22 protein-coding genes are annotated in these 22,811 nt (G+C 57.1%); 12 read left to right on the top strand and 10 right to left on the bottom strand.

Annotation, left to right across the window (positions count from 1 at the left end; all coding sequences use genetic code 11):
• Positions 1-64 precede the first annotated feature (64 nt).
• The 6 genes from DXY38_RS10065 (at position 65) to DXY38_RS10040 (ending at position 5,199) form a co-directional block, all read left to right on the top strand.
• Positions 65-1,243 carry a site-specific integrase gene (locus tag DXY38_RS10065; RefSeq protein ID WP_115071533.1) on the top strand — a complete coding sequence of 393 codons (1,179 nt, stop codon included), beginning with the start codon at positions 65-67 and terminating at the stop codon, positions 1,241-1,243.
• Entirely contained in the window at positions 1,243-1,908 is a 666-nt protein-coding gene (locus tag DXY38_RS10060; RefSeq protein WP_115071532.1) for a class I SAM-dependent methyltransferase, read from the top strand. Before DXY38_RS10065 ends, DXY38_RS10060 begins: the two co-directional genes overlap by 1 nt.
• Positions 1,905-2,639, top strand: coding sequence for a cob(I)yrinic acid a,c-diamide adenosyltransferase (gene cobO, locus DXY38_RS10055; protein ID WP_115071531.1), 735 nt, complete (start codon positions 1,905-1,907; stop codon positions 2,637-2,639). Before DXY38_RS10060 ends, cobO begins: the two co-directional genes overlap by 4 nt.
• Before the next feature lie 168 nt (positions 2,640-2,807).
• Positions 2,808-3,515: a UMP kinase gene (gene pyrH, locus DXY38_RS10050; RefSeq protein WP_006853383.1), complete on the top strand. Its 708-nt coding sequence runs from the start codon at positions 2,808-2,810 to the stop codon at positions 3,513-3,515.
• Between the two features lie 8 nt (positions 3,516-3,523).
• The gene (frr, locus tag DXY38_RS10045) at positions 3,524-4,072 is read left to right on the top strand and encodes a ribosome recycling factor (protein WP_115071530.1); all 549 of its coding nucleotides are present in this window, start codon (positions 3,524-3,526) and stop codon (positions 4,070-4,072) included.
• Positions 4,069-5,199 carry an NAD(P)/FAD-dependent oxidoreductase gene (locus DXY38_RS10040; protein ID WP_115071529.1) on the top strand — a complete coding sequence of 377 codons (1,131 nt, stop codon included), beginning with the start codon at positions 4,069-4,071 and terminating at the stop codon, positions 5,197-5,199. The genes frr and DXY38_RS10040 overlap by 4 nt, the downstream gene beginning before the upstream one ends.
• Here DXY38_RS10040 and DXY38_RS10035 read toward each other — a convergent pair.
• The 5 genes from DXY38_RS10035 to DXY38_RS10015 form a co-directional block, all read right to left on the bottom strand.
• Positions 5,196-6,710 (bottom strand): deoxyribodipyrimidine photo-lyase, encoded by a 1,515-nt coding sequence (locus DXY38_RS10035; protein ID WP_115071528.1) that lies wholly within the window; start codon positions 6,708-6,710, stop codon positions 5,196-5,198. The genes DXY38_RS10040 and DXY38_RS10035 overlap by 4 nt on opposite strands.
• Positions 6,711-6,880: 170 nt before the next feature.
• Positions 6,881-8,053 carry a transaldolase gene (locus tag DXY38_RS10030; protein ID WP_115071527.1) on the bottom strand — a complete coding sequence of 391 codons (1,173 nt, stop codon included), beginning with the start codon at positions 8,051-8,053 and terminating at the stop codon, positions 6,881-6,883.
• 54 nt (positions 8,054-8,107) lie between these two features.
• The gene (locus DXY38_RS10025; RefSeq protein ID WP_006853388.1) at positions 8,108-9,919 is read right to left on the bottom strand and encodes a penicillin-binding protein 2; all 1,812 of its coding nucleotides are present in this window, start codon (positions 9,917-9,919) and stop codon (positions 8,108-8,110) included.
• 4 nt (positions 9,920-9,923) lie between these two features.
• On the bottom strand, positions 9,924-10,379 hold the full coding sequence (locus DXY38_RS10020) for a hypothetical protein (protein WP_006853389.1): 456 nt from the start codon (positions 10,377-10,379) through the stop codon (positions 9,924-9,926).
• Between the two features lie 87 nt (positions 10,380-10,466).
• The gene (locus tag DXY38_RS10015) at positions 10,467-11,846 is read right to left on the bottom strand and encodes a CPBP family intramembrane glutamic endopeptidase (RefSeq protein ID WP_244279092.1); all 1,380 of its coding nucleotides are present in this window, start codon (positions 11,844-11,846) and stop codon (positions 10,467-10,469) included.
• A gap of 124 nt (positions 11,847-11,970) precedes the next feature.
• Here DXY38_RS10015 and DXY38_RS10010 point away from each other — a divergent pair, with 124 nt between their 5' ends.
• Together DXY38_RS10010 and DXY38_RS10005 are read left to right on the top strand one after the other, a co-directional pair.
• Positions 11,971-13,299: a histidine phosphatase family protein gene (locus DXY38_RS10010; RefSeq protein ID WP_208994238.1), complete on the top strand. Its 1,329-nt coding sequence runs from the start codon at positions 11,971-11,973 to the stop codon at positions 13,297-13,299.
• Between the two features lie 4 nt (positions 13,300-13,303).
• The gene (locus DXY38_RS10005) at positions 13,304-14,581 is read left to right on the top strand and encodes a dihydroorotase (protein WP_115071626.1); all 1,278 of its coding nucleotides are present in this window, start codon (positions 13,304-13,306) and stop codon (positions 14,579-14,581) included.
• Here the strand turns inward: DXY38_RS10005 and lepB are convergent.
• Positions 14,553-15,326, bottom strand: a complete 774-nt coding sequence (lepB, locus tag DXY38_RS10000; RefSeq protein ID WP_115071525.1) for a signal peptidase I — start codon at positions 15,324-15,326, stop codon at positions 14,553-14,555. The two genes, DXY38_RS10005 and lepB, sit on opposite strands and share 29 nt — an antisense overlap.
• Positions 15,327-15,377: 51 nt before the next feature.
• Between lepB and DXY38_RS09995 the strand changes: the two genes are divergently transcribed.
• Positions 15,378-16,883 (top strand): hypothetical protein, encoded by a 1,506-nt coding sequence (locus DXY38_RS09995; protein ID WP_115071524.1) that lies wholly within the window; start codon positions 15,378-15,380, stop codon positions 16,881-16,883.
• Here DXY38_RS09995 and DXY38_RS09990 read toward each other — a convergent pair.
• From DXY38_RS09990 to DXY38_RS09970, 4 genes are all read right to left on the bottom strand, one after another.
• Positions 16,846-17,208, bottom strand: a complete 363-nt coding sequence (locus tag DXY38_RS09990) for a Spx/MgsR family RNA polymerase-binding regulatory protein (protein WP_115071625.1) — start codon at positions 17,206-17,208, stop codon at positions 16,846-16,848. The two genes, DXY38_RS09995 and DXY38_RS09990, sit on opposite strands and share 38 nt — an antisense overlap.
• Positions 17,209-17,210: 2 nt before the next feature.
• The gene (locus DXY38_RS09985) at positions 17,211-17,570 is read right to left on the bottom strand and encodes a 2Fe-2S iron-sulfur cluster-binding protein (protein WP_006853396.1); all 360 of its coding nucleotides are present in this window, start codon (positions 17,568-17,570) and stop codon (positions 17,211-17,213) included.
• A gap of 106 nt (positions 17,571-17,676) precedes the next feature.
• Positions 17,677-18,189 carry an inorganic diphosphatase gene (locus tag DXY38_RS09980; RefSeq protein WP_115071523.1) on the bottom strand — a complete coding sequence of 171 codons (513 nt, stop codon included), beginning with the start codon at positions 18,187-18,189 and terminating at the stop codon, positions 17,677-17,679.
• Between the two features lie 303 nt (positions 18,190-18,492).
• Positions 18,493-18,957 carry a hypothetical protein gene (locus DXY38_RS09970; protein ID WP_006853399.1) on the bottom strand — a complete coding sequence of 155 codons (465 nt, stop codon included), beginning with the start codon at positions 18,955-18,957 and terminating at the stop codon, positions 18,493-18,495.
• Between the two features lie 147 nt (positions 18,958-19,104).
• On the opposite strand from DXY38_RS09970, the gene DXY38_RS09965 reads away from it, so the two are divergent.
• From DXY38_RS09965 to DXY38_RS09955, 3 genes are all read left to right on the top strand, one after another.
• Entirely contained in the window at positions 19,105-20,901 is a 1,797-nt protein-coding gene (locus tag DXY38_RS09965) for a proline--tRNA ligase (RefSeq protein WP_115071522.1), read from the top strand.
• A gap of 32 nt (positions 20,902-20,933) precedes the next feature.
• Positions 20,934-21,356, top strand: a complete 423-nt coding sequence (psb27, locus tag DXY38_RS09960; RefSeq protein ID WP_006853401.1) for a photosystem II protein Psb27 — start codon at positions 20,934-20,936, stop codon at positions 21,354-21,356.
• Positions 21,357-21,422: 66 nt separating this feature from the next.
• The gene (locus DXY38_RS09955) at positions 21,423-22,760 is read left to right on the top strand and encodes an adenylosuccinate synthase (protein ID WP_170952916.1); all 1,338 of its coding nucleotides are present in this window, start codon (positions 21,423-21,425) and stop codon (positions 22,758-22,760) included.
• The last annotated feature ends 51 nt before the right edge of the window (positions 22,761-22,811 follow it).

Here is a 22,811-nt window from a genome sequence, read left to right as displayed (position 1 = left end):
CTTGATTCTTAGGGGTTGAGCGTAACTCCCATCAACGTCATGGTGACGCTGTCTTTACAGGGTCATGAACTTCGACACCGCGATCGCGGCCGCCAATGCGGCCTTGGCCGAGCAGGGCTGTGGTCTTCGTGTGGAGCGACGCGGGCAAAAACTCAATCTGCGGGGACGGCTTCCATGCCGTCAGCAACCCAACCAATGGAAAACCCAGCGCCTGAGTCTGGGACTGGTGGCCGACCTGAATGGGTTGAAAGAGGCGGAACGCATCGTGCAGCTTGTGGAGCTGCAATTGCACCGACAGCTTTTTGAATGGGACCAATGGTTACCGAAGCAAAAGGTTCAGCAGAACAACCCACCGGGCGCATCCACCCCATTAGCCCACCCCCTAGAACGCGATCTAGAGACCTTTAAACAAGCATTTTTCGCCGACCCCCGCCGGCGGCGCTCCCCAGCGGGTAGCCGCACCACTTGGAGCGGGGCCTACCAGCCCTACCTCCGACGCCTCAAGGCCTTGGCTCTGGAACAGCACGCATCCCTCACCCCTGACCTATTGCTGCTGACCTTGAACAGCTATCCCGATGGAAGCCGAAGTCGCCAACAGTGTTCCACGGCCCTAGGAGCACTCGCCCGTCATCAAAACCTGCCGCTACCGGATGCCTGGCGTGCAGAAGCGGGGGGATATGGCCTGCACCGCGCTCGTTTTCGGCAGTTGCCCAGCGACCCGCAAATTTTGGAGGCCATGCTGCGCATTCCCAATCCGGGTTGGCGTCTTGTTTACGGACTGATGGCCACCTATGGACTGCGCAACCATGAAGTGTTTTTTACGGATGTCTCGGCTTTGGCGGAGGGAGGGGACAGGGTCATCCGCGTCCTTCCCACAACCAAAACCGGTGAGCATCAGGTTTGGCCCTTCCATCCAGAGTGGGTGGACCGCTTCAACTTGACGCATCTCGCCTCAAAGGCCGCGGCCCTGCCGCCGGTTTGCACCGATTTGCGCCACACCACGCTCCAACAAGTCGGGCGGCGTGTGGCAGAGCAGTTCAGGCGGTACGACGTTCCCCTTACGCCCTACGACCTTCGCCATGCCTGGGCTGTACGCACCATCCACATCGGACTTCCCGATACCGTGGCCGCCAGGATGATGGGACATTCCGTAGCGATCCACACCCGCACCTATCACCACTGGATCACCAGACGAGATCAGCAACAGGCCGTCGATGCAGCGCTAGCAAGGAGAGAAGCCTGATGACATCCCCCCTTCGCCAACTGGCCTATCGCTATCGCTGGATTTATGACACCGTTACAGGGATCTCCGCGCTGAGTGTTGGAGGAGTCGACCAACTGCGCAGCCTTGGGCTCTCAGCGCTCGATCCCGTTCTGCCCAGGGGGGCCAAGGTGCTCGACTTCTGCTGTGGTTCAGGAGAGGCGGCAGCGCCATGGATCGAAGCCGGGTTTCAGGTCACGGGCCTCGATGTCTCACCCAAGGTCCTAGAACTCGCCGCCACCCGTCAGCCGCTCCTCACCTGCATTGAGGGCCTGGCAGAAGCTCCGCCCTGCGCACCAGCCAGCTTTGATGCCATTCAAATCAGCCTGGCGCTGCATGAATTCCCTCGCAAAGAACGCCAACAGGTGTTGCTGTCCTGTTTGGAATTGCTGAGACCAGGAGGCTGGCTGGTGGTGGTGGACCTCCACCCGGCTGGTCCATTTTTGAAACTTCCCCAACAACTGTTCTGCGCATTGTTTGAGACGGAAACGGCCATTGCTTTGCTCGAGGACGACATCCCCAAACAGTTGCGGGAGATCGGCTTTTGCAACGTTGAGCAGTCTTTGCTGGCCGGAGCGGCTCTCCAGCGCATCACAGCGCGCTGCCCTTCCAGCGGCATGCTGGAGACAACTGGGGAGATGTCATGAGCTCGGATCCAACGTCAGCAGCAAAGCCATCGCCTGTGGACCCATCGCCTGTGGACCCATCGTCTGTGGACCCAGCAGCCTTGGACCAATCAGCCGAATCCCTGGGCATGGGCGGCGATTTGGCTCCAGAGAAAGACGCCGATGCTTACCGAAAGCGCATGGCACGCCGTCAAGACGTGCAGCGCCAACGGGTGTCTGAACGCAGTGTTGAAAAGGGATTGGTCTTGGTCTTCACCGGCCACGGCAAGGGCAAGACCACCGCGTCTCTTGGCTTGGCCTTAAGGACCCTTGGTCATGGACACCAGGTGGCCGTTGTCCAATTCATCAAAGGAGGCTGGGAGCCTGGAGAAGCCAAAGCACTGAAAGCCTTTGGAGATGCCTTGAGCTGGCATGCCCTGGGCGAGGGTTTCACCTGGGAAACCCAAGATCGAGAGCGTGATCGTCAGCTGGTGCAAGCGGCTTGGGAGACCTCGCTCTCTTACCTCAGAGACCCCAAACAAAAACTGGTGGTGCTGGACGAGGTGAATGTGGCCTTGAAGCTTGGCTACCTCGAACTCGATCAAGTCCTGCAAGGTCTCGATGAACGGCCTGAGCTCACCCACGTTGCCCTCACCGGCAGAGGCGCCCCCGAAGGACTGATTCAAAGAGCCGATTTGGTGACGGAGATGTCCCTCGTCAAGCACCCCTTCCGAGAACAGGGCGTCAAAGCTCAGCAAGGAATCGAGTTCTAAGGAATCGCTTTTTAAGGGATCGCGCTCTAAGGAATCGCGTTTGGAACGGGCCGTCCACAGTGATCTGGTGCCCTACGCACCCATGCGCTAAGGCAACTTCAGAAGCGAATTAGCTTTCTCGACCCCCCAAGAACAGCCTTGCTACTGTCCTACAGATAAGGATGTTGAATGGCCTACGCGCGTGCCCTCCTGAAGCTCAGCGGTGAAGCGCTGATGGGCAATCAGGGCTACGGAATCGATCCAGCAATTGTTCAGGCCATCGCCACCGATGTTGCCAAGGTTGTTGCCACTGGCACTCAATTGGCGATTGTTGTTGGCGGGGGAAACATTTTCAGAGGCTTGAAAGGTTCTGCCGCAGGCATGGATCGCGCCACCGCTGACTACGTCGGCATGCTCGCCACCGTGATGAATGCCATCACCCTGCAAGACGGACTGGAACGAGCCGGCATTCCCACTCGCGTCCAGACCGCCATTGAAATGCAAGAGGTGGCAGAGCCCTACATCCGTAGGCGCGCGATGCGCCACCTAGAGAAAGGCAGGGTGGTCGTGTTTGGAGCAGGTTGTGGCAATCCCTTCTTCACCACCGACACCACGGCGGCTTTACGGGCGGCCGAAATCAGCGCTGATGTGGTGTTCAAAGCCACCAAGGTTGACGGTGTGTACGACAAAGATCCCCATCAATTCCCCGATGCCGTTCGTTACGACTCCTTGACCTTTCAACAGGTGCTCAGCGGAGAGCTCGCCGTGATGGACAGCACGGCCATCGCTCTTTGCAAAGACAACAATATTCCCATTGTTGTTTTCAATTTGTTTGAACCTGGCAACATCGGCAGAGCCGTGGCCGGGGAACCCATCGGTTCTCGTATCAGCAACTAGTCATCGTCATGTCGAACTCCGATCTCGAAGCCAACATGCGCAAGTCGGTGGAAGCCACCCAGCGCAACTTCAACACCATCCGTACCGGCCGAGCCAATCCTTCGTTATTGGATCGGATCAATGTCGAGTACTACGGGGCCGATACACCCCTGAAATCCCTCGCGTCTCTCTCCACTCCCGACTCGCAAACGATTGCCGTTCAACCCTTCGACATCGGATCTCTGGCACTGATCGAAAAGGCAATCGCGACAAGTGACCTGGGCTTTACCCCAAACAATGACGGCAAGGTCATTCGCATCAACGTGCCACCACTCACAGAAGAACGACGCAAAGAGTTCTGCAAACTTGCCGCTAAATACTCAGAGGAGGGAAAAGTGGCCTTGCGCAGCGTGCGCCGAGACGCCATCGACAAAATCAAGAAACAAGAGAAGGAGGGAGATTTATCAGAAGATCAAAGCCGAGATGAGCAAGATAAAGTTCAAAAAACAACCGACCGTTTCATCGCAGAACTTGAAAAACACTTAGCTGATAAAGAGGTTGAAATCCTCAAGGTTTGAGCACCACTGACGTTGCTGTCATCGGAGCCGGTGCGGCCGGCTCCAGCACGGCCTTCCATTTAGCCCGATTAGGGCATCGCGTCACCGTCCTGGAACGCGACCCATCAGAACGAGTCAAGCCATGCGCTGGTGGGATGGCGGCCTCCGTTCAGCAGTGGTTCCCCTTCGACCTTCAACCAGCTGTTGATGACGTCATCAAACAGGTTGATTTCAGCTGGTGTCTCACCGATCCCGTGGTCGCTGAGCTTCCAGGCTCTGCACCCTTCTGGATCGTCAAGCGTGAACGGCTCGACGCACTCTTGCTGGAGCAAGCGATCGCTTTAGGGGCAGAGCTGAAGCGACCCTTCGAGGTCACAAACCTTCAGCCGTCTGATAACCATTGGCTTGTTCACAGCAAAGACAGTGAAGTGCTCGAGGCCAAAGCCGTGGTTCTGGCTGATGGCTCAGGTTCTCCCTGGCCCACACGCTTGGGGATCGGCCCACGAGATCTGCACCTGGCCAAGACGCTCTCCGTTCGACTCGAAGGAATGGGGACCTTGCAACCAGGAACAGCGAGGTTTGAATTTGGGCTCGTTCACCATGGTTTCGCCTGGGCGTTCCCACTGGCGAACGGCATCAATGTGGGTGTTGGCACGTTTATTGGACGTCGGGCCAGTGACGCGGAAGCCGTGCTCGAACAACTCTTACCAGATCTGGGATTTGCCTCCACAGCCGGACTGCGACAGACAGCGGATTTAAGAGTTTGGAATGGCCACACACCTCTTCACGGCAAAGGGATCGTGGCAGTCGGTGATGCCGCATCGCTCTGCGACCCCTTCCTTGCCGAAGGCCTCAGGCCATCACTGATGAGCGGCTGCGAAGCAGCCGTGAGTCTCGATTCTTGGCTCAACGGAACTGAGCCTGACCTCTCCAAGTACACAAAGCGCATGCGCGAACGCTGGGGTGATTCGATGGCTTGGGGGCGTCGCATTGCCCAAGTGTTTTATCGCTTTCCAAACGTGGGCTATCAACTGGGCATCAAGCGCCCCACTGCCCCGCGGCGCATTGCCCAAATTCTCTCTGGTGAGATGGGCTACGGCGACATTGCCCAGAGGGTGATCCGCCGCTTGCTGCTGAAGAGAAGTTAAAGATCTAGCGTGAGTTGTTGGGAATCATCAGGCGCAGGGTTTCGCCGTCGTCGACGGCGACCCGAACCCGTCGGAGATAAGCCTGAACGTCTCGACCCATGGCGCTGCTGAATGCCATCGGCGATGGCAGAAAACCCAGAGCGCTCCCTGATCGCCCAAATCCTCTGCTTCGCTTCCCGAGCCGCAAGCGCAGGTTCCACCATGGGCAGGGGGTAATCCACTCCAAGCTCAAGCCCGGCTTGGCGTTGCGCTGCCATCGACAACTTCCACGGCTCATGCACGTAGACATCAGGAACCAGATGGAGTTCAGGAAGCCAAGTGCGAATGAAGGCACCCTTCAAGTCATGGTCTTGCCCCTGTTTGATCGGGTTGTAGACCCGCACCGTATTGATGGCCGTGCTGCCTGACTGCATCTGGCACTGGCTCCAGTGGATCCCGGGCTCATAGTCCACAAACTGTCGCGCCAGATGAAGGCCGCTATCTCGCCACGGCAACCAGAGGTGGTAGCTGGCAAACGACATCAACATCGCTCGCATCCTGAAGTTGATCCAACCGTGGGCCCGCAAGGCACGCATGCAGGCATCCACGAAAGGCACTCCAGTCCTTCCCTCCGCCCAGGCGGCAAGCCGCTGATCATCAGCGCGGCGCAACCCCCGCATGAACGGATGAAAATCTTCGAATTCAATCGCTGGCTGCGCTTCCAGCTTTTGGATGAAGTGGCAATGCCAATGCAGGCGTGACTCAAAGCTGCTGATCCCACGGCCGCTAAAGCCACGGCTTGTTTGGATCACCTCTCGCATCGAGAGACATCCCCAGGTGAGATAAGCCGAAAGACGCGAACAACCAGTGAAGGCCGTATTGGGGCTGGAGATGGAGCGTGCATACCCTGGCGCGCGATGTTCGAGGAAATCGTTCAGCTCCAGCAAGGCCATGGAACGTCCGCCGCTTTGACGATGCGGGCAAGGATCGGCAGCCAACGCCGGATGGGGGCGCTCAGGAATGAGGCCAGCCTCGATCCCCTCAATCGATGGCAGTCCTAACGGGGAAGGCGTGATCGGCTCGGCCATCTGCGCTTCCCAGCGTTTGGCCCAACGATTGCGCGACCGCAGCCGGCGGATCACCCCAAATTGGGGGATCTCCTTCCAAGGGATCCCATGCTGCCGGCACCAGCGGGCGACCCGTTGATCGCGCTGATACGTCCAACCATTTCCGGTTTCTTCATGGCTCCAGAGCCCATCAAGACCAAATTGACGATGGGCCCGCTCGAACACCTCCAACACATCACCAGTGCGCACCAGCAACGGCTGGCCGAGCTGCGCAAGAGCGAGGCGCAAATCCAACAACGACTCTCGGCAAAACAACCACTGCCGCTCGGAGGCGTCTGGCTGCTGCCACAACTCGGGCTCAACGACATAGAGCGGCAACACTGGCCCACTGAGCAAAGCCTGCTGCAGGGGCTGGTGGTCCTTCACCCGCAGGTCTCGCTTGAACCAAACAAGCTGGAGCGCCATGGAAGCCACCCCCCGAAAGACCCGCTAAAGGAACCTAACGATTGCGTAGGAACGCAGCGAGCACTGTTGGCAGCCACTGTTGCAAGTTCTATTGCAAGCCGCCGAAATGGCACGCCTCCACTCCAAAGAGCAAAGGCGTGCTTGCGGTCTGAAGCCTTTAACCAGCTTGATCAAACAGCGGTTAAGGACAAGGCACCACCGAAACCCAAACGCACATCATCTGGGGTCAAACGACCGTCATGATCTTGATCCAAGGCATCAAAGACCGCGTCACTTCCCAACCATTCATCGCGAGTGATGCAGCCATCACCGTTGAAATCGTTCAACAGGAAAATCTCTTGAACGGCATGGCTGAACGCGGAGCCACCCTCGATCTGAGCCAAACGGTGAGCAAGCTGCTGCTCGAGAGTTTCGATGGCCTTGCTGAAACCTTTGATGCCTTCGCTGAGCTTGTCCGTGGCCATTCGATCGTCGGCCATCATGGAAATGAAACGCTGCTGGTCAACGTTCATTTGCGCAGCGACAGGGGGGAGATTGGCAGGATCGAGCTTGCGAACCAACGAAGCATCACTACTGCGCAATTGATCCAGCAATTTCGGAGAAATGGTCAAGAGATCACAACCTGCCAGCTCGGTGATCTCATCGAGATTGCGAAAGCTCGCTCCCATAATTTCGGTTTTGTAGCCGTAGGTCTTGAAGTAGTTGAAGATGCTGGTGACTGAAATCACACCAGGATCTTCAGGACCTGGATAGGAATCGCGGCCTGTGTCGGCCTTAAACCAATCCAGAATCCGACCAACAAATGGCGAGATCAAGGTCACGTTTGCTTCAGCGCAGGCCACAGCTTGAGAAAAGCCAAACAACAGGGTGAGGTTGCAATGGATGCCATCCTTCTCAAGAACTTCAGCCGCTTTGATCCCCTCCCACGTGGAGGCAATTTTGATCAAGACACGGTCGTTACTAATTCCTGAGTCGTTGTAAAGGCGGATGAGCTTCCGACCTTTTTCAATGGTGGCCTCGGTGTCGTAACTCAAGCGAGCATCAACCTCCGTCGAAACTCGGCCAGGCACAATTTTGAGAATTTCCTTTCCGAATATCACGCTGATTTCATCGAGTGCTTCATGCACCACTTGCTCAACCGGAGCACTCTCACCTAGAAGCCTGCGGGAGGAACGCAAGGCTTCATCAATGAGATTCTCATAGGCAGGAATCTGGGCTGCAGCAAGGATCAGGGAGGGATTAGTGGTCGCATCACGAGGAGTGAAACGCCTGATCGCCTCGAGATCACCCGTATCGGCCACCACCACTGTCATGGCGGAAAGCTGCTCAAGGAGGGTGGCCATGGCGCACTTAAAAATCTATGAATTCAACGTAGCGACGATTTTCAAACTGACAGCTCAAGGAGGAGATGTGTCCGTTTGTGCAGATTTAACCTGACCACTTGGTGGGATTTTTTCAATCACCAGCAGCCCATCAATGATGGATTTAGCCACAGGCAAAGCCACAGTTGAGCCATAGGCGTGGGCCCCTTGTGGTTCATCAACCACCACAAGCACCACATAGCGAGGGTCCTCAATCGGCAGCGTTGCGACAAAACTGCAAATCAAAGCCCCAGGGACATACACACCATTCACGGCCTTTTGCGCCGTTCCTGTTTTGCCGCCAATGCGATAACCAGGGGTGCGCACCCCCTTACCACTGCCTTTTTCCACCACAGATTCCATCCAATTCAAAACCGTGCGCGTGACCTCTGGGCGGAGCAAGGTCTGCCCCATGCGCTCTCCGCTCGGAGCCAAGGCATGACCGGCCCGCAAACCACGGGTGATGTGAGGGCTCACCAACCTCCCGCCATTCGCGATCAGTGCATGGAGTTGAACAAGCTTGAGAGGTGTCAGCGAGAAGCCCTGACCGAAGGCCGCGGTCGCTGGCTCGATGGGCTGTGTGGTGAATTGTTCCTTGGTCTTCAACTGACCTGCCACCGCCCCTGGAAGGTCTGTATCCGGCTTCGCATCGAGCCCAAGCCGACTTAACCAGTCCCAGTAATTAGAGGGGCGCATTTTGCGCATCGCCTGGACCATGCCGACATTGCTTGACACCTGCAGCACGGTTGCAAAGTCCACCACCCCATTGCCCTTGCGGTCGTGGTTGCGAATCGGCCAGCCACCAATCGTGAGGGCGCCACTGTCGTAAACCGTCTCATTGGGTTGGATCACACCTTCCTGAAGCGCTAGGGCCAAATTGATTGGTTTAAAGGTCGATCCAGGTTCGTAGAGATCTTGAACAGACCATTCCCGAAAACGCTCTGGCTTGAAGTCCCAATAACGATTCGCGTCATAGGTGGGCGTTGAAGCCAGCGCCATTAATTCGCCATTGGTGACATCCATCACGATCGCCACCCCCTTTTTGGCTTTCCAGGTCTTGACCTGTGCCGTCAGCGCCTTTGCCGCCAGTTCTTGCAAGCGAGCATCCAAGGTGAGCTGCAATCTCAGGTCATCCCCAAAAAACACGCCCGGCGCCAGGTTGTCTGGCAATGGGGTTCCATCGGCTCCGCGACGGAGACTTCGGGCCTGCTCGTGACGCTGCAGGTCATCGTCACGACTTTGTTCCAGACCCGCCTGGGGCTGACGCTCTTGGTTGAGGAAGCCAACGACATTGGCAAAGAGAGATCCCTGCGGATAGACGCGGTAGGGATAGGGCTCCAGATCGATGCCGCTGATTCCTAAGGAACGAACGGTTGTCGCCGTTTCAGGGTCTACACCCTCAGCCAACTTGATGCCCGACGAGCTGTCTCCCATCCTTTTGTTGAGCTCGTCCGTGGAGAGAGCCAACACCGGAGAGAGGCGTGCAGCAACCTCTTTGCGGTCGCGAATGAGGGTCGGCTCGTCGCCAGGAAAGTTGAAGTACCGAGGATGAGCCCAAAGTCGATAGCGCTCCTCGTCTAAGGCCACAAGCCTGCCGTTGCGATCCACAATCGGCCGACGGCTGCCCAGGGGCTTGGTGCGTTGCGTTTGAACCACGCGGGCCCGCGCCTCCAACTCAGAGGCTTGAAAAATCTGTAGCCAAGCCATACGCCCGACCAATCCCACTAAGCCTGCACACAGCAGGACAAACACCACCTTCATGCGACCGGCGGGCACCGGCTCAAGACGAATCACCCTCCGTCGTTCTCGACGTGTTTTGGAGATCGAGCCTTGCCGGTTGGCTGGCATCTGATCAATACCCGTGATGAATTGAACGATCCATCAAGGAGCCGATGAAAGCCAGATGATCGTGGGATCCAGCGGACGCCTCTTGATTAGGACGTTCGATGTACAGCAATTTTTCAGCGGTCGTCGGCACCATCGCCGTTGGCGTCTGGGTGCGATCGAGGAGATAGCGCTCAAGCATGGCAGTGGACTCCGTCAGTCGATGACCCACGCCTCGCGTGTCCTCCAAGCGTTGAAAGGCGACCGTCCAGCGGTATTGCCAGTGAAGGGTGAGTCCACTGAGAGCCAAAACAGCGGTGAACACACCAATCAAACTGCCATCGGCGACACGATGAAGGCCAGCCAGCAGGGGCGAGCGGCGTGCAACACGCTTGGCAGACAGCGAACCCTGAATGAGCTCGAGGGCGCCAGTGGCTGAAACGTGTTCCTGTGGAGCAGGTTGAATTTGGGGAACCGCGACCACGTTGAACGAACAGGGCAATGCGCCAGTGAACCACCCGTATGGTCCGCCCGCAAGGCAGAGATGTCTTACAGCATCAGGGAAATCATCTCAACTGCCAAGCAGGACAAGATTCAGGAAGGTGACACCGTTCCAGAGAGCATGCATCACCACACAGGGGAGGAGACGACCACTGCTCAAACGCAGCAATGCCAACCCCAAACCAAGAACCAACAAGGGCAGCAATTCACCAATACTGAGGTGAGCGACCGCAAACACAAGGGCGCTACCGAACACGCTCCAACCCCGCCCGAACGAGCGACCTAAAACGGGCAACAACACCCCACGGAACACCGTTTCTTCAAACAGCGGGGCTAACACAACCGCGGTGATGGCCAACAGTGACAAGGCCAACGGATCCCTGCCGTTCAGCACCATTTCCAGCAATGGATTGCTGCCTCCCTGATCCCCGATCAGGCGAGTCATCAACCAACCGGTCAACACCACCGGTGGCATCACCATCAACCAGGCGCGACCACCCTGAAACAGAGCTGTCCACCATGGGGTCACCCGCCACTGCAGCCAACCACCTGCAGGCACCAGCCGTTGATCCAATCCATCCAGCTGGCTCTTGAGGATGAGCAACGGAGGCGTCGCCAAAGCGCAATAACCAATCAAGACAGCCACCGACTGGTTGAGAGGGGCCGCCATGCTGCGAGCCACCAAGGCTGAGAGAGGGGTCACAAGCAGTGGAACCAACACCTCGCCCAGCACCACAAAACCACCGGCGATCAGCAGCACCATGTCAACCAAGCCGAGGGGAGGGGCTTGCAGCTCAGGCCAGGCGGATTGCTTTCGGCGCACAAGCAACCAAAGCTGACGAACCAGCAGAAGAGAACCCAACAACAACGCCGCGAGCGGCATCAGTTCACTCAGAACAAGACGTCGAGCCGCAGCTGTGGCTGAAGAGCGTTCAACACAATCAGCCTCTGCCCCTCCCAGGGCCTGACACACCAGACGCCGCGTTAAGGGATCAGGGCTATTGCCCGACAACAGGTCTTGGTCCTGAGAGGAGAGGTCACGGGGGAGAGGCTCGGTGGCCAGGCTCTCCTGAAGGGTCCGAAGCTTTGGGGTCTGGAGTGGAGTCTCCAGCAAGGTTTTGCGACGCTCCGGGTCATTTTCGAGCGAGGCAAATAAGAGGGTTTGGCGATCGCTGAGACTGTCGAGAGGGGTGTCTCTCAACGTTTCAAGCAAGCTCTTGGCCGGATCTTGGCCCACAAGCAGCGGTTTAAGCGCTGGCGTCAACACGGGATCCGCCAACAACGCCAGCTCTTGCTGCTCCAAGGACAAAGCAGGAGCCACAGAAGGTCGCCCGAGGCTGTCCATCAAGCCGAGGAACCAAACGCTGCAAGCCAGCACCATCGAAACGACAGCCAAAAGGACTTTCCACTTGGGCACTGCGTTTGAACGTCCGTTCAGCGGGCTGGTCAACAGACGATGGGCAACTGCAAACGATTCTCTCCGGCGAAGGGCTACCAACGGCCGATTTTGACCATTTCGGCGTCTGAACGGACCGTGCGCCCATACGATGACCGCGCCTTTCCCTCTTGTTGCGGTGTCACTGCGTCTCCTCCTGGTCCGCCACGGCCTGAGCAGCTTCAACGTTGAGCGCCGCATCCAAGGGCGTAATGATCTATCAACACTCACCGCGATCGGCGAAGACCAAGCGCGGCGCATGGGCATCGCCTTGGCCGACGTGCCAATTGATGCGGCCTACAGCTCACCGCTTCAACGGGCTGCCTCCACCACAGCCGGGGTGCTGAGCGTGCGACAAGACGGGCTGACTCCCGTGCTGGATGACGGACTCCTGGAAATCGATCTTGAGCCCTGGAGCGGACTCAGCGCCGATGAACGGGCAATCAAAGATCCAAAGGGCTACGCCACCTGGCGCCAACAACCGGAAGCTCTCGAACTCACCCGCGCTGATGGCACGCGTTATCAACCCCTGCCCGAGTTGATGGTTCAGGCGCGTGCCTTTTTAAAAGGCCTGTTGGATCGGCATCCGGTCACCGGCGACGACACCGTTCTGGTCGTGGGTCACAACGCGATTCTGCGCTGCTTGATTCTGGTGTTGCTGGGCGAACCCCAAGGAGGATTCAGAAGGCTCCGCCTCGACAATGCATCCTTGTCTGTGTTCAACCTCTCCCCAGGGCCTCACGGTTACCAAGTGCAGATCGAATGCTTGAACAGCATTGCCCACTTAGAACCAGCGCTGCCAGCCAAGGGCAGCCAGGCGCGTCTGATCCTTGTCCGCCACGGTGAAACGGATTGGAACAGGCAGGGGCGTTTCCAGGGACAAATTGATATTCCTCTCAATAGCAACGGCCATGCCCAAGCAGAGGCGGCTCGCTCCTTCCTCGAGGGGGTGACGCTGGATCGGGCCTACAGCAGCTCGATGTCTCGCCCCAAAGAAACCGCTGAGGGGATTTTGAAATCGCACGCCGGCGTACCGCTCACCGTGACTGATGGCCTGATGGAAATCGGTCACGGACTTTGGGAAGGGAAACTGGAATCCGAAATTCGAGAGGGCTGGGAGGCGTTGCTCCAAGCCTGGAAGGATGCTCCCGAAACCGTGCAAATGCCCGAAGGGGAAACCATTCAAGACGTCTGGGAACGCTCTGTGGCCTGTTGGAACACGATCGCGGATGGGCTCGATCCGTCGGAGACAGCCTTAGTTGTGGCGCATGATGCAGTGAACAAAACAATCCTGTGTCACCTCTTAGGCCTTGCCCCCAAAGACATTTGGGCCGTGAAACAAGGCAACGGTGGCGTCACAGTGATCGACATGCCCGAAAATCCCAGCCAACCTGCAGTGGTGAGTTGCCTGAATCTCACGTCCCACCTCGGTGGGGTTCTGGATCGAACAGCAGCGGGAGCCCTGTGAACCCATGACTGAGACGATGCTGCTCGACCCGGTGCAAGTTCTCGTCGCCAGCGATCAGCCGCTCCAAGTAGGGAGTGCTGCTCTCTTTGAAGACGATCGTCTCATCGCTCTTGGAGACGAGGCAAGGGCGCGAGCCAGGGAGCGGGGTGTTTCCGGCAATGACCGGGGCCAGCAACTCCTGGCCCCCTGTCTTGTCGACCCACACTCGAGCCTTCCCCATCCATTTACAGGCAGCGGAGAAACGCTCGAAACCCTCATCAACGCTGCAGGGAGAGCCGGTTATGGGCAGCTAGCCCTACTTCCAAATGGTGAATCGGAACGGGACAGCCCAGACCGCTTAAAGGGATTCCAGCCGAAAGATTGCGATCTCAAAGTGCATTTATGGGGAAGCTTCAGTCACCGCGGAGAAGGAGAACGCCTCAGCAGCCACGCTGATCTTCTTCAGGCAGGGGCTATCGGTCTTAGCGCTGGCGAGCAGATGCCGTCTGCCAACCTCATCGACCGCGCCCTGATGCTCGGAGAGATGGCTGGAGCCCCTGTGCTGATTGCACCCCACGACTCCAGCCTGCGTGGAGACGGAATGATCAGGGAAGGCGTGGAAACACTCCGAGCCGGGTGGCCTGCCGATCCCACCATCAGCGAAACACTGCCCATGGGGCAGCTCCTGGAATTGCAGCGCCGCCACGGCAAGCGCAAGCTTGTGCTCATGAATCTCTCCACCGCTGATGGCGTGGAGATGCTGAGCCACACGCCGTCACCCGCTCTGGCCACGGTGAGCTGGTGGCATCTCGTACAGGATCGTTCCAAGCAAACAGCTGAAACAACCCAATGGTTTGTCACTCCATCCATTGGTGGAGAAGCCGATCGCAACGCCTTGATTGATGGCCTACGGGAAGGAACGATCAACGCCGTTGCTGTCCATGGCATGCCGCTCGACGATGAGGAGTGTCTTTTGCCTCCGGATCAACGTCCGAAAGGGCTATCCGGTCACCACCTCGTGCTGCCAACGCTCTGGAAGCATCTCGTGATCGATTTGGGATGGAGTGTGAACCAACTGTGGCAAGCGCTCAGTTTTGGCCCGGCACGGTTGCTTGGACAGGACGAAGAACGACTCAGGATCGGAAGCAACCGCTGGTTGCTCTTCGATCCTGAGCAAACATGGGATCACACCCGTGACGCCCCCTACGCCCCAAAAGCTGCCAACCAGCCTTGGATCGGCATCCCCATCCGAGGGCAAGTGGTGAGTTGTGGACTCAAGATCCCAACGAACCAAGCCGATTGAATGGCCAAAAGCGCCAGACAGCACGACCAATAATCTGATCTTCAGGAAGGAAGGCCCCCCCCGGCCAATAACGCCCATCCCAGCTGTTGCTGCGGTTGTCACCAAGAACGAGGACCCGTCCCTCCGGGACCGTGGCGTTCAGGGTGCGGCAAAGGCTCATCCCCCGCTTATCCAGAGCGCAGTAATTGGTCACATACGGCTCATCAAGAGCAACACCGTTGACTTGCACCTCTCCTCGAGGGTTCACCACCACCTGATCGCCCGCCACAGCCACAACCCGTTTGATGTAGGCATCACAAGCCGAATGACTGACTCCAGGAATCAGGCCAATCAAAGGGATATTGGCGAGAACGCATTGAAAAGGTGGGGGTGATGTGGTTGCGCGCAAGGCAGGATCAAAGGCATAGGGGGAATTGAACACAACGATTTCTCCTTGCCGAGGTTTGCGGCCGCGGTAGGTGAGCTTCTCGACCAACAGACGATCTTGGATCTGCAAGCCAGGCAGCATCGAGCCTGAGGGAATAAAGCGTGCCTCGGCCAAATAGTGGCGGATCCCGAAATAAAGAGCCACGGTGAAAAACAGCGGGCCCCAAAAATCCCAGAGCGGATGTCCAGAACCCCGTTCCTTTTTCAGATCCTGGTTGCGCTCCTGAAGAGGCTCGCTGCTGTTGGGTTGGTCGTCTTCAGAACGACTGTTGTGTTGCTTGTCTGCCAACAGGCACCTTGCTTCAATCCTGGAAATCACGATAGGCGCGATCAGCCTGTGCTTCTAGCCTGAAACCAGGCACGGTGATCCATGGTCCGACCCCGCTGGCAGGGCGTGAAACCCCGCACCATCCAATTGCTCTGGAATCGCTGGGATCAGGCCTTAGCCCTGATCGCAGCGCTCAACTTGATCTGGGTGATTTTCGATGTCACCTACATTCCGCTGCGAAATTTCTGGCTGCAGAGAACGCTGTATCCCCTCCCTTCGATCAACTTGGCCTTGCCACTGCCGTGGCTGCCAAACATCACCCCCCATTACGACCCGCTGAAGGGCATCGCTGTTCACCCCGACACGATGTCGTATGTCGAACATTTCCGCAGACTCGAGACAACCGCTTCAAAGCAGGGCATTAACAGTCCAGCCGCACGACAATTGCGGCTGGAATTGGTTGTTAAAAACAGCCAATTAGTGGATGAAAACCCGTTCATCAGCTCCGGGAATGTAGGCGCATTCGAAAAGCTCAAGAACCGTCTAAGAGCCCGAGCTGAGATGGATTCAGCCAAACAAGCGGCGGCCCATCTGCTCAGCGACCGTTACTTGAGCAACCACGACTGGGGCCAAGAGCAGCAGTTTTGGAACACCAAAATTCTCCCGCTGGCGGAGACCAATTACTCGCGCGGGATTGATGAAAACGGAATGCCAATCGACCTCTCCTGGCGGATCGACATACCGTTTCAAATCCTGTTCCTCTTGGACATCCTGGTTCGCACCATTCGACTGAAACGCCGATTTCCCGCGATTGCCTGGAGAGACGCCTTACTCAGACGTTGGATTGACCTACCTCTCCTGATCCCCTTTTGGCGTCTGTTGCGCGTTGTTCCAGTCACAGAGCGTCTGTCCCGCGCTCAGCTTCTGAATCTTGAGCCCCTTCGAGCAGCTGTCAGTCGCGGCGTTGTCGCCGTCCTAGCGCTTGAACTGTTTGAAGTGATCACACTTCGTGTGCTGGATGCCATGCAAGGCATCGTGCGCTCGCCAAATCTGCCCGACAGGATTCTCCGGCTTTGTAGTCATCAATCAGTAGACAGCAGTGAAGAGCGGGAACTGGCGGAGCTGCTGCGACTCTGGCTGCCTCTGATCCTCACGCAAGTGGGGCCAGGGATGCGGCCACAACTCGTGGCCCTCTTTGGCCACGCCCTGCAGAGGAATCTTGATGGCCTGGTCTTGCCGGCACCGCTCAGGGAGCTCCCTGGCGTGCAAAAGGCGGAATCCGAGCTGAGTCGTCAGCTCGCCATGGGGATGGTGGATTCGCTGTTGGGGCTTTCAAAGAGCGCAGGCGACCAACTTGGCCAGAAAGACCAAGTGCTCGAGGATCTAGGGATTCAAACGCTCGACCGTTTCTGGGAGGAGCTTGCACGCACCCTCGAACAAGGCGTGGTACTGGAAAGAAGCCAGGAACTCTTGGTGGCGTTCCTCGAAGAATTCAAACGCACCAGCATGTTCCAACTGCACACCCAAGGTGGCGTGGACGAACTGATTACAGAGCTGGATGGACTCAACTTCAACCCAAAAGGGCCTGATTCCAATCCTCGGGCTTGAATCCCACCAAAAAATCTCCGCTCGGCAATGCCACAAAAGGGCGTTTAATCAAACGCCCATCCGCCGCCAAAGCCGCCAGTGCTGCATCGTCACTCATCGCTTTAACGACCTCTGCCCCGAGAGCCCGATAGCTCTGACCACTGGTATTGAAGAGACGTTGACGACTCCCCAAGCGATCAAAGGCAAGCGCGAGCTCCTCTTTTGTGGGAGGAGCTGTTGTGATGTCAACGACCTCATAGGCCAGGTTGTTGGCATCAAGCCAAGCCAAAGCCTTACGGCAGGTGGAGCAGCGGGAGTAGCTGTAAACCTTGATGGTTGGAGCCAAGCTCAACGTCCAAACAAGTTCTTCAAAGCGCCAAGCAGGCTGTTTGAACCCTTGCCAACGCCTTCGTCAGGCCGAGTCCGAATGGTCACATCGCCATTCACACTGGTGCGGCAGCTCAAGCGATAGTTCGCAGGGCGATCGGAGAGGTACACCTCTTCGACATCACTACGGGGGGAAAGGTTCTGGGCTCCTTCGAGAACCTCGATCACGCAGGTTCCGCACTGGCCAACCCCTCCACAATTGTTGAGGTTATTCAGGCCTTTGTAGGGATTGATCCCGGAGGAAAGCGCTGCTTTCCGTAAATTCGCTCCTTCGATGCAACCGACCTGTTGGCCTTCCTGCTCAAAACGGATGGTGGGCACGGGTCGTTCACAATCTAGGCGCGAACCAACTTACAAGAAGTAAGGCCCTAATAGCGCTTCGATCACAGATCTTGCCGAGAAAAGCTGGATTCAGCACCCTGGGCCCTTAGCTACCGGCCGCTCGAATGCATGCCTCCAACAAGGGAGCGACGGCATCCGAATCACGCCAACCCCCAATCGAAATGACACGACCATCCATATTCTTGTAAGTACGGAAAAACTCGGCCACATCCTCCAGCTGGCTGGGTGCAATTTGCCGGATGCTCTGAATCCCTGCTTGCCGAGGGTCAGCGACGGGGACACAAAGAATCTTGCCGTCGTAATGACCCGTGTCATCCATGTCGAGCACTCCGATCGGCCTGGCTTTGATCAAACAGCCCGCAAAAGTGGGTTCCGCCATGATGACCATGGCATCAAGAGGCGATCCATCCTCCGCAAGGGTGTTGGGAACAAATCCGTAATCAAAGGGGTAGCGAATCGATGGGTGAAGCACCCGATCCAGGGCCATCACGCCAACGTCTTCTGAAAACTCATATTTATTGCAACTACCCGCTGGAATCTCAACGATCAGATTGAGTAGCCCCGGAGAGGGTGAAGGAGGCAGGGACCTCAGATCCATGACGATCTTGCGCAGTGAGTGGTGTCAAAGAACCCATGGGAGGGCGATCGGTCAGCACAGCAGCCAACGGAATCCCAAGGCTGGTGAAAGCGAGGATGAACCCCAGAAAGGCAAGTGTTGGCGCAGCAACTTGAAACGACGGTTGCGGAGAAAATTCGCGGGCAGGCTCGGGGTCCATTCAGACAGGATTAAGGACATCCGGCAGGGGAGGGAAGTACTCCTGTGCAAGCCATACCCAATGGCATGGAAAGCTCCGGAAAGGCGTTATGAAGAAACTAAAGAGATTGTCGCACCATCCCAGCGCTAAGCGGCTGGACGCTCTTGTCGATCACGGCGCGCCGCCAGGTCAGAGGGAGCTGCGGGAAGGTCTTCCAAATGTGTTCTGATTTGGCGCAACTCTTCGAGAATGGCTCCTAAGACTTGCTGAGTCGCTGTCGAAGGAGAGTTGAGAACTTCAACGGTGACCTCCTTGATCCTCAAGACATCCTTGGCAAAACGTGCAACCTCATTGGGATGAAAAAGGAGAGGATCCTTTTGATCACTGCGGTATTCAGGATTTAACTTTTTAGGGTTAAAAGGAGGATTTAAATTACGAACGTCAGTATTTGTATAACGATAAACAGAAGCCCTTGATCGATTTAAGGATTTTTGAACATCATCGATAGCAACTAAAGCATCTGATTGAGCCATCACCGCATCAACATCTTTTTCGGATATCAAGGAATCTTCGGCAGCAGAAACAGGATCATTGATCGACCTAGGAAACATGAGACTGATTTAGGACGCACTGGATTGGGCAGACAGTAGCAGCTGAGACTCAGGATGCCAGCGTCGTTCCAAGCGATCGGGACACTTCCTGAAGCGACCTCTTTTTGCAGCGGTGGTAGCTTCCAATCTTGTTGATCATTGATCGCTATGCGCGTCTCCCGCCTGATGCTGGTGACGCTGCGGGATGTTCCCGCTGACGCCGAAATCGCCTCGCAACAATTGCTGATTCGTGGCGGATATATCCGACGCGTTGGCTCAGGAATCTATGCCTATCTCCCACTGATGTGGAGGGTCCTTCAAAGGGTGATGAGAATCGTCAGGGAGGAGATGAATGAGATAGGGGCCCTTGAAACGTTGCTACCGCAACTTCAACCGGCCGAATTGTGGGAAAAAAGTGGCCGATGGCAGGGCTACACCGCCGGCGAGGGGATCATGTTCCACCTTGAAGATCGCCAGGAGCGCTCCCTTGGCCTAGGCCCCACCCATGAAGAAGTCATTACGGAATTAGCCAGCGACCTCTTGAAGTCGTATCGCCAGCTCCCCGTCACCCTCTATCAAATTCAAAGCAAATTCAGGGACGAGATTCGCCCACGCTTTGGCTTGATGCGAGGCCGTGAATTCATCATGAAGGATGCCTATTCCTTCCATGGCGATGAAGCAGATCTGGCAAGCATGTACGCGCAGATGGAAAAGGCCTACACCCGGGTCTTTCAACGTTGCGGCCTGACGGCTGTCGGGGTGGATGCCGATAGTGGAGCCATCGGCGGCGCCGCATCCCAGGAATTCATGGTGACGGCAGATGCTGGCGAAGATTTAATCCTCATCAGCCCTGATGGTGATTACGCAGCCAATCAAGAAAAAGCTATCTCGATCGCACCCCCTGCTCTGCCTTTACCAAGCGGGGAATCGCAGGTCATGTCCACTCCAGGGCAAATCACGATTGATGCGCTCTGCTCCTCCCAGTCGCTTGACCCCAGCCAAGTCATCAAGGTGCTGCTTCTCCTCGCCAAGCTCGAATCTGGCGATGAACAGCCGGTTCTTGTTTGTCTCCGAGGAGACCAGGAACTCAACGAGGTGAAACTCGTGAATGCGCTCACACAACAGCTCGATAGCCCCGTTCTCGATCTCAGCCCGATCAATGCCGATCAGCTGAAATCTCAAGGACTGCAGCCATGGCCGTTTGGATCCATCGGCCCTGACCTGTCTGATCAGCACCTCACGGGCGCGCGCAGCTGGCGAACGAAGTTTTACAAACTCGCCGATACAACAGCTGCCGAGCTCGACCGTTTTGTCTGCGGAGCCAACACAAGCGACGAGCACCGTTGGGGCTGCACTTGGTCTGATCTCGGCACCATTCCAGCGCTGGATCTCCGCAATGCCAGAGCAGGAGATCACTGTGTCCACAGCCCAGAACAGAGCCTCGAAGAACGACGCGGGATCGAGGTGGGGCATATCTTTCAACTCGGTCGCAAGTACTCCCAATCCATGGGAGCTCAAATCACCACGAAAGAAGGCAAACAGCAGCACCTCTGGATGGGGTGTTACGGCATAGGAATCTCACGCCTTGCCCAGGCAGCCGTTGAGCAGCATCACGATGATGCTGGAGTGATCTGGCCGCTCAGCCTTGCCCCTTTTCAGGTGATCGTGGTGGTAGCCAATGTTCAAGACGAGGTCCAAATGGGCCTTGGTGAAGAGATTTACAACGAGCTGCGGGCCGCGGGAATCGATGCCCTCCTGGACGATCGTGGAGAGCGGGCCGGCGTGAAATTCAAGGATGCCGATCTCATTGGAATCCCTTGGAGAGTTGTGGTTGGTCGCGCTGCCGCCGATGGGAAGGTGGAACTCGTGCAACGGTCGGAGAGGGACGCCAACGTTTTAAGTCGAGCCGAAGCCATCTCTTCCCTGCTTGAAGCGATCCCGACCGAGCTACGGGTCCAGCTCTGACCCCGCGTAAAGTCCAGCAAATTTCCTTCGTCATGATCGCCGTACTGAAACGCCTTACCAGCCGTCTAATCAATCTGAGCCTGGCCCTCTGTCTTGGGCTTTCCTTGCTCGTAACGGCCTGCGGAAACGAATCGTCCACGCTTAGCGGGGACTATGTCCAAGACACAGTCGCTGTTGCCCACACCATTCACGACACGTTGGCGCTTCCCCAGGACGCGGCGAATCGCCAAGAGGCTGAAGGAGAGGCTCGCGATTTGATCACCGACTACGTCTCTCGCTACAGAGCACGTCCCAAGGTGAACGGCTTGAGTTCTTTCACGACCATGCAGACGGCACTCAACTCCTTGGCTGGTCACTACAACAACTACACCAACCGTCCCGTTCCCGATGCTCTGCGAGCCAGGATCGACAAGGAACTGGGCAAGGCCGAAAAAGCAGCCGTTCGCGGCACTTGATCACAAAATCGAACAGCACTTTGACCGCAGGCAGGACTGTCTGCGAAAGTGCTGGATTGTGCAGAAATGCGGCTTCGGGCCGCCGATTCTTTGGCCAACGTTGTCGTCATCGGTGCTCAATGGGGTGACGAGGGAAAAGGAAAGATCACGGATCTTCTGAGCCGCTCCGCTGATGTTGTGGTGCGTTATCAGGGAGGCGTTAACGCCGGCCACACCATCGTGGTGGACGGTCGCGTGCTCAAGCTTCACCTGATCCCTTCCGGAATCCTCTACCCAGACACCACCTGCCTGATCGGCTCCGGAACCGTGGTCGATCCCAAGGTGATGCTCGAAGAACTCGACATGCTGATCTCCAACGGGATCGACATTTCAGGGCTCCAGCTGGCATCCACGGCGCACGTCACGATGCCTTACCACCGCCTCTTGGATCTGGCGATGGAAAAGCAACGAGGTGAGCGCAGAATCGGCACAACCGGCCGCGGCATCGGCCCCACCTATGCGGATAAGTCTCAGCGAAGCGGCATTCGTGTTCTCGACCTGCTCGACGAAGATCGACTGCGGGATCGGCTTGAAGGGCCGTTGAGCGAGAAGAATCAACTGCTCGAAACCATCTATGGCGAAAAGCCGTTGGATGCTGAAGAAATCATCAGTGAATATCTGGCTTACGGAAAGCGCTTAGCGCCTCACGTGGTGGATTGCACCCGTGCCATCCATGAAGCCGCGAGCAACCGCAAAAACATTCTTTTTGAAGGAGCGCAAGGCACTCTCCTCGACCTCGATCACGGGACCTATCCCTACGTGACCTCCTCCAATCCTGTGTCAGGAGGGGCCTGCATCGGTGCAGGTGTCGGCCCGACCCTGATCGACCGAGTGATTGGGGTGGCCAAGGCTTACACCACTCGGGTTGGAGAAGGTCCCTTCCCCACAGAGCTCTCGGGAAGTTTGAACGACCAGCTCTGTGATCGAGGCGGGGAGTTTGGAACAACCACGGGCCGCCGTCGCCGTTGTGGCTGGTTTGATGGGGTGATTGGGCGCTACGCCGTTCAAGTCAACGGACTGGATTGCCTGGCGATCACCAAGCTCGATGTCCTGGACGAGATGGATGAAATCCAGGTGTCCGTCGCCTACGAGCTCGACGGCGAACGCATTGAGCACTTCCCCAGCAGCTCCGAAGATTTCGCTCGCTGCAAGCCCATCTTTGAAACCCTCCCTGGTTGGCAATGTTCCACGGCGGAATGCCGTCGCCTCGAAGACCTTCCTGCGCCGGCGATGGACTACCTGCGCTTCCTCGCCGACCTGATGGATGTGCCGATTGCCATCGTTTCCCTCGGCGCCAGCCGAGACCAAACGATCGTGGTGGAAGATCCGATCCATGGGCCCAAACGCGCACTCCTCAGCGCCTGAGCCCGCTCGCATCGCTGACGCAAAACAGCGATCCAGCGAACAGCCATACTC

The organism is Synechococcus sp. UW179B (assembly GCF_900474245.1).
Lineage (GTDB): Bacteria > Cyanobacteriota > Cyanobacteriia > PCC-6307 > Cyanobiaceae > Synechococcus_C.
This window is presented reverse-complemented; position numbering and strand designations above follow the sequence as displayed.

Coding starts and splice junctions, on each gene's coding strand:
- DXY38_RS10065 (WP_115071533.1), top strand. CDS start 65: ATGAACTTCGACACCGCGATCGCGGCCGCCAATGCGGCCTTGGCCGAG.
- DXY38_RS09965 (WP_115071522.1), top strand. CDS start 19,105: ATGCGCGTCTCCCGCCTGATGCTGGTGACGCTGCGGGATGTTCCCGCT.
- pyrH (WP_006853383.1), top strand. CDS start 2,808: ATGGCCTACGCGCGTGCCCTCCTGAAGCTCAGCGGTGAAGCGCTGATG.
- DXY38_RS09970 (WP_006853399.1), bottom strand. CDS start 18,957: ATGTTTCCTAGGTCGATCAATGATCCTGTTTCTGCTGCCGAAGATTCC.
- DXY38_RS09980 (WP_115071523.1), bottom strand. CDS start 18,189: ATGGATCTGAGGTCCCTGCCTCCTTCACCCTCTCCGGGGCTACTCAAT.
- DXY38_RS10030 (WP_115071527.1), bottom strand. CDS start 8,053: ATGGCCACCCTCCTTGAGCAGCTTTCCGCCATGACAGTGGTGGTGGCC.
- DXY38_RS09995 (WP_115071524.1), top strand. CDS start 15,378: ATGGTCCGACCCCGCTGGCAGGGCGTGAAACCCCGCACCATCCAATTG.
- DXY38_RS10035 (WP_115071528.1), bottom strand. CDS start 6,710: ATGGCGCTCCAGCTTGTTTGGTTCAAGCGAGACCTGCGGGTGAAGGAC.
- DXY38_RS10060 (WP_115071532.1), top strand. CDS start 1,243: ATGACATCCCCCCTTCGCCAACTGGCCTATCGCTATCGCTGGATTTAT.
- DXY38_RS09955 (WP_170952916.1), top strand. CDS start 21,423: ATGCGGCTTCGGGCCGCCGATTCTTTGGCCAACGTTGTCGTCATCGGT.
- DXY38_RS10005 (WP_115071626.1), top strand. CDS start 13,304: ATGACTGAGACGATGCTGCTCGACCCGGTGCAAGTTCTCGTCGCCAGC.
- cobO (WP_115071531.1), top strand. CDS start 1,905: ATGAGCTCGGATCCAACGTCAGCAGCAAAGCCATCGCCTGTGGACCCA.
- frr (WP_115071530.1), top strand. CDS start 3,524: ATGTCGAACTCCGATCTCGAAGCCAACATGCGCAAGTCGGTGGAAGCC.
- DXY38_RS10025 (WP_006853388.1), bottom strand. CDS start 9,919: ATGCCAGCCAACCGGCAAGGCTCGATCTCCAAAACACGTCGAGAACGA.
- psb27 (WP_006853401.1), top strand. CDS start 20,934: ATGATCGCCGTACTGAAACGCCTTACCAGCCGTCTAATCAATCTGAGC.